We start from the raw sequence: 9,201 nt of genomic DNA on the forward strand, positions 1-9,201 counted from the left end.
TCATTCTCCTTTGGATTCATTTCTAATTAAATCAGTTATATTACTTGCCAATGTATCTGCTTCAACTTCAGTCAACAAATTGAATAATTGCATCACTAATTCCTCATATAGCTGATTTGCATCTAACTCTTTGGATAACTCAATGGACCAAAAAAGTTCTGGAATAGCTAACATGATTAAATCATTAGAATGATAATAATATACGTTTATCATTATTCCATGAAACTGAAGTGATTTAATCCTCAAGAGGTCCACCACCAAATTTTTGATATGCTGCTTTTAAGCCAATTAAGTCATCGCGATGTGGGACTTTAACATGACCAGGCATAATTTGATAAGGCTCTCGACCTTTTGAGGCCAAAACAACTGTATCACCTGGTTCAGCAATATCAATCGCGTGTCTAATACCTACTGCACGATCATCAAACTCTATATAATTGTTATGCGTTGCACCTTTAGCTAATTCAGCTGTCAACATTTTAGGATCATCGTTAGCAGGATTATCTGGAGTAAAAATAACATAATCTGCTCGACATGCTACTCTCCCCATCTCAGGTGTTTTCGTTAAATCTCTTTCCCCAGCCATACCTACTAAAAAGATTAGCTTTTGTTTAACAAATGGTTGTACAGCATCAATCAGTTTATTCATACCATCAGCTGTATGTGCATAATCTATAATCAAATCTATAGGAAGTGATGGATCAAGTACTTCTAAGCGCCCCTCTACAGGTTCAAGCTCAGTAACAGCATTAATAATTTCATTTAAATTTGTTCCCTTACTCCAAACCGCAATCATAGCAGCCATAATATTTGAAATGTTAAACCTACCTACATAAGGAGATTTAACTGAAAAACTTCCAAATGGAGTACAAAATTCAAATTCTACACCTTGCAATGATTCTTTAATGTTTTTAGCCATAAATTGTGCTTCGTGAGTAATACCATATGTAAATACTTCATAGGGTGTCACACTTGCTAAATAATCGGAGAAGTCATCATCATTATTTAATACAACATATTTTTCTTTAGACAAATCTTCACCTAACTGGCTAAATAATAACGATTTAGCATGTCCATATGCTTCCATAGTTCCATGAAAGTCTAAATGATCTTGAGTCAAGTTTGAAAAGATAGCAACGTCAAACTCTACGCCTCTAAGTCGACCTAAGGCCAATCCATGACTAGAAACTTCCATCGTCATTGCTTCTGCATTGGCATCAACTGCTTCTTTGATCTTTTTTGTTAATGCTACTGTTTCTGGTGTTGTATTCGCACCTTTTGTTTTTGTTTCATTAACTTGAAATCCATTCGTACCTAGATATGCACTATTTTTATTCAATTTTCTATAAATTAAATGAATCATAGTTGCAATCGATGTCTTACCGTTCGTCCCCGTAACACCATATGTCGTCAGTTGATGACTAGGAAACTCGTATAATTCATGTGCCAATAGACTTGCAACACGTAAAGTATCGGGAACAACGACTTGCGTCACATTACCTTTAAGTTCGAGTTCTCTATTGACAACAACAATACCACAACCTTGATCTACTACATTTTGACAAAACTTATGACTATCTACCGTATATCCTTTAGATGCTACAAATAGACTTCCCTCTTTAGCTGTACGTGAGTCAGTGGTAATATCGTCCACCTGTATATCTAATGTACCAATTACATTTTTTACTCTAATTTTTTTGAACAACGCACTTGCATTCAAAATGTATCGCTCCTTTTTTTACAATAAGTCTATTATACACGTTTTATTATCGTTGATAAATTTATAATTATAAGTCTTATTAATTTATTTTTAATCATAATTGACGTAATATATCCGAATCACGTTCTATTAGATAGTGATAAAATCATTCATTAAAGACTGTTAAGGTAGTGTTAAAATATACTTAAAATTTTGTTGCGCTCACCTTTAAATAATTCATTCCTTATTTAAATAATGCTAAGATATACATGTATTAACATAATATATAGCAAATACTAAGATTTTTTGAAGACAATACTAAAATCGTGCATAATGGGTTCAAATTTAGTTTCGTTACCTTGCAACCATACTTAATAAGTAATGAACACTTTATAAAGCAAATTTACGACAAAGCATGGTATTGTACGCCGTATTTATAGTATTTAAATACAATAAATAGTACACTTCTTTTCCTTTTACAATGTATGAAAATACGTTACAATTATTATAAATTTTAAAAATTAACGGAGGGTGGCTATAAATGGTTACTCAAAATAAAAAGATATTGATTATTACTGGATCATTTGGTAACGGTCATATGCAAGTCACGCAAAGTATCGTCAACCAATTGAATGAGATGAATCTCAATCATTTATCAGTCATTCAACATGATTTGTTTATGGAAGCTCATCCAATTATGACTTCTATATGTAAGAAATGGTATATCAATAGCTTTAAATATTTTAGAAATACATATAAACGATTTTATTATAGTCGCCCTAATGAGCTCGATAAATGTTTTTATAAATATTATGGATTAAATAAACTCATCAACTTACTTATTAAAGAAAAGCCTGATCTCATATTATTAACATTTCCAACACCTGTGATGTCAGTGTTGACCGAACAATTTAATATAAATATCCCTATTGCGACAGTTATGACAGATTATCGCATGCATAAAAATTGGATTACACCATATTCACAAAGATATTATGTAGCAACAAAAGATACTAAAGATGATTTCATTGAAGCTGGTGTTCCTGCTTCATATATTAAAGTGACGGGCATTCCTATTGCTGATAAATTTGAAGAATCTATTGATAAAGAAGAATGGTTATCGCAACAACATTTAGACCCTTCAAAACCTACTATATTAATGTCAGCAGGTGCATTTGGTGTTTCAAAAGGCTTTGACTATATGATTAATAATATTTTAGAAAAAAGTCCAAATTCGCAAGTGGTCATGATTTGTGGACGTAGTAAGGAACTTAAACGTTCATTAAAAGCTAAGTTCAAAGATAATCCAAGTGTAAAAATATTAGGATATACAAATCACATGAATGAGTGGATGGCATCAAGCCAACTAATGATTACCAAACCTGGTGGTATCACAATTTCCGAAGGACTTAGTCGTTGTATTCCTATGATTTTTTTAAACCCTGCACCCGGTCAAGAACTTGAAAATGCATATTACTTTGAAAGTAAAGGATTTGGAAAAATAGCAGATACTCCAAATGAGGCAATTGATATTGTTTCTGACTTAACAAATAACGAAGAGACTTTAAAGGTTATGTCATCTAAAATGCTAGAATCAAAGGTAGGATATTCTACTAGAAAGATTTGTAAAGATTTATTAGATTTAATAGGTCACTCATCTCAACCGGATGAAATCTATGGAAAGGTTCCTTTGTATGCAAGATTCTTCGTCAAGTAATTACTCAAGTAACAGAAACTTTGTTATGATGTTGGTAATTCTGTTTCTGATGGAATTTGCAAGAGGTATGTACATACTAAGTTATATAAACTTTTTACCTACAGTGACCTCTATCGCAATAGCAATCACATCATTTGCTTTTTCCATTCACTTTATCGCAGATGCTGCAACAAATTTTGTCATCGGCTTTTTACTTAAAAAGTTTGGTTCAAAATTAGTACTTACATCTGGATTCTTACTTGCTTTTATAAGCTTGTTTTTAGTGATATGGTTCCCGGCATCACCATTCATAATTATTTTTAGTGCTATTATGTTAGGAATTGCTGTGAGTCCGATTTGGGTTATCATGTTATCTAGTGTAGATGAAAGAAACCGCGGCAAACAAATGGGTTATGTATACTTTTCATGGTTGCTAGGTTTATTGGTAGGTATGGTTATCATGAACTTACTTATTAAATTCCATCCTACTCGTTTTGCATTTTTGATGGCCTTGGTTGTGCTTATTGCCTGGGTACTATACTATTTTGTTAATATCAACTTAACAAATTACAATACTAAACCTGTGAAAGCACAATTAAAGCAAATTGTAGATGTTACACAACGTCATCTTATTCTATTTCCAGGTATCTTGTTACAAGGAGCAGCTATAGCAGCACTTGTACCTATTCTTCCAAAATATGCAACGCAAGTTGTGAAAGTATCAACCGTTGAATATACAGTAGCAATCATTATTGGTGGCATAGGCTGTGCTTTCTCTATGTTATTTTTATCAAAAATCATCGACAATAATAGCAAAGGGTTTATGTATGGAGTTATTTTTAGTGGCTTTATACTATATACAATTCTTATATTCGGGCTATCTACAATTACAAATATATATATAGTTTGGGCCATAGGACTTTTTATTGGGCTAATGTACGGTATCCTCTTACCGGCTTGGAATACCTTTATGGCTGGGCATATTAATCCTAACGAACAGGAAGAAACATGGGGCGTGTTCAACAGTGTTCAAGGCTTCGGTTCAATGATAGGCCCACTAGTCGGAGGTCTAATTACTCAATTTACTAATAATTTAAATAATACCTTTTACTTTTCAGCGATGATTTTTCTTGCACTTGCAGTATTTTACGGATATTACTTTATTAAAACAAACAGAAGGGTTAAACCTTAAAATCTATAAATCGTTTATATAAAGATTAGTTGTATATATTAATGAAACGTCATTCATATGCATTTGAAATATGAATATTCAATATAAAACGTACATTAATCTTTTTGAATGATTAACTATACAATATAATTATGTTTCATATAAAAACGCCAAATCCCACTGAAACACAATAGGATTTGGCGTTTTTAGTTGATTTAAGCGCTCTTCACGTATTTAACAATAATGATTCTGTAAATTCAATTTCACTTTACAATTTTGAACTTTTTACCCTAATGTAAAAGTTTCAATAATAGTCCATTTGTCCTCTTCTTCACTATATTGAAGTAACGATAGTTCTTCAATTATTTCTCTATGGTCTACCCCTGCTAATTTTACTTGACCATATATATCTTCAAATTCTTGACTTGTTAGACCTTGGGCAATTGTAAAATGAGGTACAAAAGGATGTTCAGCTGTACCGTAAAAATCTTCTGTATTAAATTGATTAAATAATTGCTCTAATGACTCTGTTTTAGCAACTTTGAAGTATATAACATTACTGATTGGAGCGAAATTAGATGCCTTTGTAGCATGTACTTCTACTGGTTTAATACTAGAAATTCGATTTTTCACTTCATTTTTAATTAAATTAAAATCATGATCATCGATTTCAAATTGAGGTTTAATCGTGATATGAGGCATTATTTGAGCATAATGATTGTCATATCGCTTGCGATAAGCATTCACCTCATCTTGAAATGACTTTGACGGAACCAATGCTAATCCTAAAATCATTTAAATTCCTCCTTTGTTTAACTTATTCCTATTATATCAAAACTTTTTGAAAACCGTTACTTTTATCATGAAAACAATTACATTTCTGAAATTAATAGTGTTTTCGCATTCAACAACCATTCGCTAACATACTATTTTATTTATCTTACTTTATTAAACATATTTTCCATTTATTGGATCACCTAAAAATTGTAAGAGAATATCTCCTAGCAATGGTTTCCATGATTTCCAATGATGTCCACCGTTAAATTCTTTATAGAAATATTCAATATTATCTTCTTTAATCAGTTGATTTAATTCGCGGTTAGGTGTTAAAAAGTTAGCTCTTTTACCATTAGTTGGTAAAATAAAATCTGCTTCTTCTAAACCAATGGCATGCCATATCGTCAATTGACCTTTATTCATACATGTATCAATTTTTTTCTTAATATTTTCATTATACATTGGGCTCAATAACGCAACTCGACTAAAAATAGTTGGGTAAGTCATTGCAGTCATTAAAGCGATACTTCCTGCTAAACTATCTCCAATAAGTAACCTTGTATTACCTACTTTATAAGTTGGAAATGTCGCATCGATATAAGGAAGAATTTCTTTTCCCATTGCTTTAATGGTTAAATTAGAACGACTTCCTGAAGGATGAAATTCTTCCCTACGTTTTTCAACATCTTCGTAATGGAATCCTACTATAATTGCACGTTGTATTGATTGTTCTTCACGTAACTGTTCATATATGCGTTGTATTCTACCAAATCTAAAAAAATCTAAACCATCAAAGCAAAAAATCAACTGATATTTAAATAAGTTTGTATAATCCTCAGGTAAATAAACCGATAATGTTACATCTCTATTTAAAATATCACTATGTATTATTTTTTTATTAATCTTACCTACTTTAAACTCCGACATAAACCGATGCTCCCTTGTAATGTTAATACTATTGTATCAATACTTATAATACTTTTAAATTTATAGCAAGCTCGTATACAAATTAATTTCATACTAGTTTTTTCATTTTATTAAAAATACAGTGCATTCAGTTATATTGTAAAAGTATTTACTCTTTTTAATGACTGAGTTTTGATATATACTTATTGAGTATGAAAAAGAATAAAATAGGAGGATCACAATCTATGTTCAATAAGGTTTGGTTTAGAACAGGAATATTTTTTATTATGCTGTTCATACTCATCAAACTATTTATGGAAGTGCATGAAGTATTTGCTCCAATAGCTACTATCATTGGTTCAGTCTTCCTTCCATTTTTAATTAGTGGATTTCTCTTTTACATATGTTTACCTTTTCAAAACATATTAGAAAAGTGGGGCTTTCCACGTTGGGCTAGTATAACAACAATATTCATAGGATTAATAGCTATCATCGCTATTGTGGTATCATTTATAGCACCTATCATTATTTCCAATATTAATAACTTAATTAAACAAACACCATCATTACAAAAAGAAGCCGAACAATTAATTAATTTCTCGTTAAGACAAATGGATAAATTACCAGATGATGTCACACATCGTATTAATAAAGCGGTTAAATCCATGGGAGATGGCGCAACGTCTATTTTATCTAATTCAGTGTCATATATTACGTCTTTCATCTCAACTGTATTTTTATTAATAATGGTGCCTTTCTTCCTGATATATATGCTAAAAGATCATGAAAAATTTATCCCAGCAATCGGTAAATTTTTCAAAGGAGAACGTAAAGTTTTTGTTGTAGATTTATTAAAAGACTTAAACTTCACTTTAAAATCATATATTCAAGGTCAAGTGACAGTTAGTATCATCTTAGGTATTATTTTATATATAGGTTATACGATTATAGGATTACCATATACACCTTTATTAGTATTATTCGCCGGCGTAGCTAACTTAATACCATTTTTAGGTCCATGGTTATCTTTTGCACCGGCAGCGATACTAGGTATTATTGATGGCCCTTCAACTTTTATTTGGGTATGTGTCGTAACATTAATCGCACAACAACTTGAAGGTAACGTGATAACTCCTAACGTAATGGGTAAATCATTAAGCATTCATCCATTAACTATTATTGTTGTCATACTTGCAGCTGGAGATTTGGGTGGTTTCACACTCATTCTTGTTGCAGTTCCATTATACGCTGTAATCAAAACATTAGTGAGCAACATTTTTAAATATCGTCAACGTATTGTCGATAAAGCAAACAGTAATGTTAAAGATTAATAATAGCTATAAACATAAGATTGAAAATTATACCACCAATTCAAGCCAAGGACATAATTAGATGTCCTTGGCTTTTTTATACACGTAAGCAATGAAACATGTCCTCTTATTAAACTCCGTCATTTCTACTGTTTATATGGAATTATGCATTTAATAAAATTTATAACCTCCGATACATTTCTAACAACAAAATAAATAGTGTCATCTAAAATCGATATTTATATACTAAATATATTATAAATATCAAAAAAACATTGCCGATTGTCAATTTATTTCTTGAATAATTAAATGTCAAAACGCATTCTTATACACAAAAACAGGGATGATTTTTAATTTCAAATCATCCCTGTGCACCTATTGTGAGATTATACTATTTGATTTTTTTAATTTATCAATAATTATTTAATTGCGTGGAATCCACCATCAACGTGGATGTTCTCTCCAGTTACACCACTTGAAAGATCACTTAATAAATACGCAGCCGTCTTACCTACTTCTTCTTGATCAACGTTGCGTTTTAACGGCGCTCTCGCTTCAATTTCTTTAAGAATTGTATTAAATCCACCTACACCTTTAGCACTTAAAGTACGAATTGGCCCTGCAGAAATAGCATTGACACGAATATTATCTTCACCTAAGTCTAAAGCTAAATATTTAACATTCGCCTCTAAACTTGCTTTAGCTACACCCATAACATTATAGTTTTGAACTGCTGCCTCACCACCAATATAAGTCGTCGCAACAATACTTCCACCTTCAGGCATAAGTTTTTTGGCTTCATGAGCTACGAGAGTAAGTGAATATGAACTAATTTCTTGTGCAAGTAAGAAACCTTCGCGAGATGTTTCTGAAAATCGACCTCGTAAATCTTCCATATTGGCAAATGCGATTGAGTGATAAACACCATCAATCTGGCCTACATCTTTTCCGATTTGAGAAAAACCATTAATGATATCCTCATCATTCTGCACATCAATTTCATAGAGATGATGTTCAGATTGATTTAATTGTTCTAATAATTTCTCTAATTCTTTACGACTGCGTTCTTTACGATATGTAAATACCAGTTTAGCACCTAATCGATCTAATACTTTAGCGACGCCAAATGCGATACTACGTTTATTCGCAATACCCATAATGACGTAGGTTTTATTTTCTAGATTTAACATGATAGTGACTCCTTAATTTAAATTGATTATTACTACAGGCTGGCTAACTCTATGTTTACTAACCCTTTATACCCTTAATAGTTTAACATTTTTAGTACCTGATAATAAAGCAAAATAAAATGACCACAATAATCATATTCACTGTATATTTTTAACGGTTTACGAACAAAATTTACCAAACTTATTTTATTATAGGTAACCTCTAATAATTATGACTTATGTTAAATCAATCCGTAACTATCTTTTTGTTGAACAGTCCCACGTTTAATATCTTCATCCAAATTACCCATCATCTCTTTAAATAATTCTTGAAATCTTGTTTCATCTTGATCAGAATAGCCCTCAAATATAACGTTATCAATATTATCTTCATTGAAATAGTATATTTGATCTTCAACAACACCAACTGGGTATTTACATGCTTCTGCTTCTATTATTTCTACGCCTTTTCT

General features: G+C 31.3%; 9 protein-coding genes. 3 read left to right on the plus strand and 6 right to left on the minus strand.

Annotated features, from left to right (window positions below; genetic code table 11):
* Together HMPREF2576_RS06135 and HMPREF2576_RS06140 are read right to left on the minus strand one after the other, a co-directional pair.
* Complete coding sequence (locus HMPREF2576_RS06135; protein WP_070856278.1) at positions 1-246, minus strand: YueH family protein; 246 nt, start codon at positions 244-246, stop codon at positions 1-3.
* Complete coding sequence (locus HMPREF2576_RS06140; protein WP_070856276.1) at positions 236-1,720, minus strand: UDP-N-acetylmuramoyl-L-alanyl-D-glutamate--L-lysine ligase; 1,485 nt, start codon at positions 1,718-1,720, stop codon at positions 236-238. Before HMPREF2576_RS06140 ends, HMPREF2576_RS06135 begins: the two co-directional genes overlap by 11 nt.
* 520 nt (positions 1,721-2,240) lie before the next feature.
* Here HMPREF2576_RS06140 and HMPREF2576_RS06145 point away from each other — a divergent pair.
* Together HMPREF2576_RS06145 and ltaA are read left to right on the plus strand one after the other, a co-directional pair.
* Positions 2,241-3,416 (plus strand): diglucosyl diacylglycerol synthase, encoded by a 1,176-nt coding sequence (locus tag HMPREF2576_RS06145; RefSeq protein ID WP_002475762.1) that lies wholly within the window; start codon positions 2,241-2,243, stop codon positions 3,414-3,416.
* A complete protein-coding gene (gene ltaA, locus HMPREF2576_RS06150) occupies positions 3,394-4,587 on the plus strand; it encodes a lipoteichoic acid biosynthesis MFS flippase LtaA (protein ID WP_002494345.1) in 1,194 nt (397 codons plus the stop codon). The genes HMPREF2576_RS06145 and ltaA overlap by 23 nt, the downstream gene beginning before the upstream one ends.
* Positions 4,588-4,851: 264 nt before the next feature.
* On the opposite strand, the gene HMPREF2576_RS06155 is transcribed toward ltaA, so the two are convergent.
* The gene (locus HMPREF2576_RS06155; protein WP_002468295.1) at positions 4,852-5,361 is read right to left on the minus strand and encodes a YjcG family protein; all 510 of its coding nucleotides are present in this window, start codon (positions 5,359-5,361) and stop codon (positions 4,852-4,854) included.
* A 153-nt stretch (positions 5,362-5,514) separates the two neighbouring features.
* Positions 5,515-6,270, minus strand: coding sequence for an esterase family protein (locus HMPREF2576_RS06160; protein ID WP_001832657.1), 756 nt, complete (start codon positions 6,268-6,270; stop codon positions 5,515-5,517).
* Positions 6,271-6,494: 224 nt separating this feature from the next.
* Here HMPREF2576_RS06160 and cozEa point away from each other — a divergent pair, with 224 nt between their 5' ends.
* Positions 6,495-7,580: a lipoteichoic acid biosynthesis protein CozEa gene (gene cozEa, locus HMPREF2576_RS06165; protein WP_001829303.1), complete on the plus strand. Its 1,086-nt coding sequence runs from the start codon at positions 6,495-6,497 to the stop codon at positions 7,578-7,580.
* A 398-nt stretch (positions 7,581-7,978) separates the two neighbouring features.
* Here cozEa and fabI read toward each other — a convergent pair whose 3' ends face one another.
* Positions 7,979-8,749: an enoyl-ACP reductase FabI gene (gene fabI / locus HMPREF2576_RS06170; protein WP_001829254.1), complete on the minus strand. Its 771-nt coding sequence runs from the start codon at positions 8,747-8,749 to the stop codon at positions 7,979-7,981.
* A gap of 221 nt (positions 8,750-8,970) precedes the next feature.
* The coding region (locus tag HMPREF2576_RS06175) for a DUF4176 domain-containing protein (RefSeq protein WP_049368397.1) at positions 8,971-9,201 on the minus strand (231 nt) is incomplete at its 5' end.

The organism is Staphylococcus sp. HMSC063F05, from assembly GCF_001837075.1.
Classification (GTDB): Bacteria; Bacillota; Bacilli; order Staphylococcales; family Staphylococcaceae; genus Staphylococcus; species Staphylococcus epidermidis.

Bases quoted from the DNA above. Each gene is read 5' to 3' on its own strand.
- HMPREF2576_RS06145 (WP_002475762.1), top strand. From the start codon at position 2,241: ATGGTTACTCAAAATAAAAAGATATTGATTATTACTGGATCATTTGGT.
- cozEa (WP_001829303.1), top strand. From the start codon at position 6,495: ATGTTCAATAAGGTTTGGTTTAGAACAGGAATATTTTTTATTATGCTG.
- fabI (WP_001829254.1), bottom strand. From the start codon at position 8,749: ATGTTAAATCTAGAAAATAAAACCTACGTCATTATGGGTATTGCGAAT.
- HMPREF2576_RS06155 (WP_002468295.1), bottom strand. From the start codon at position 5,361: ATGATTTTAGGATTAGCATTGGTTCCGTCAAAGTCATTTCAAGATGAG.
- HMPREF2576_RS06160 (WP_001832657.1), bottom strand. From the start codon at position 6,270: ATGTCGGAGTTTAAAGTAGGTAAGATTAATAAAAAAATAATACATAGT.
- ltaA (WP_002494345.1), top strand. From the start codon at position 3,394: ATGCAAGATTCTTCGTCAAGTAATTACTCAAGTAACAGAAACTTTGTT.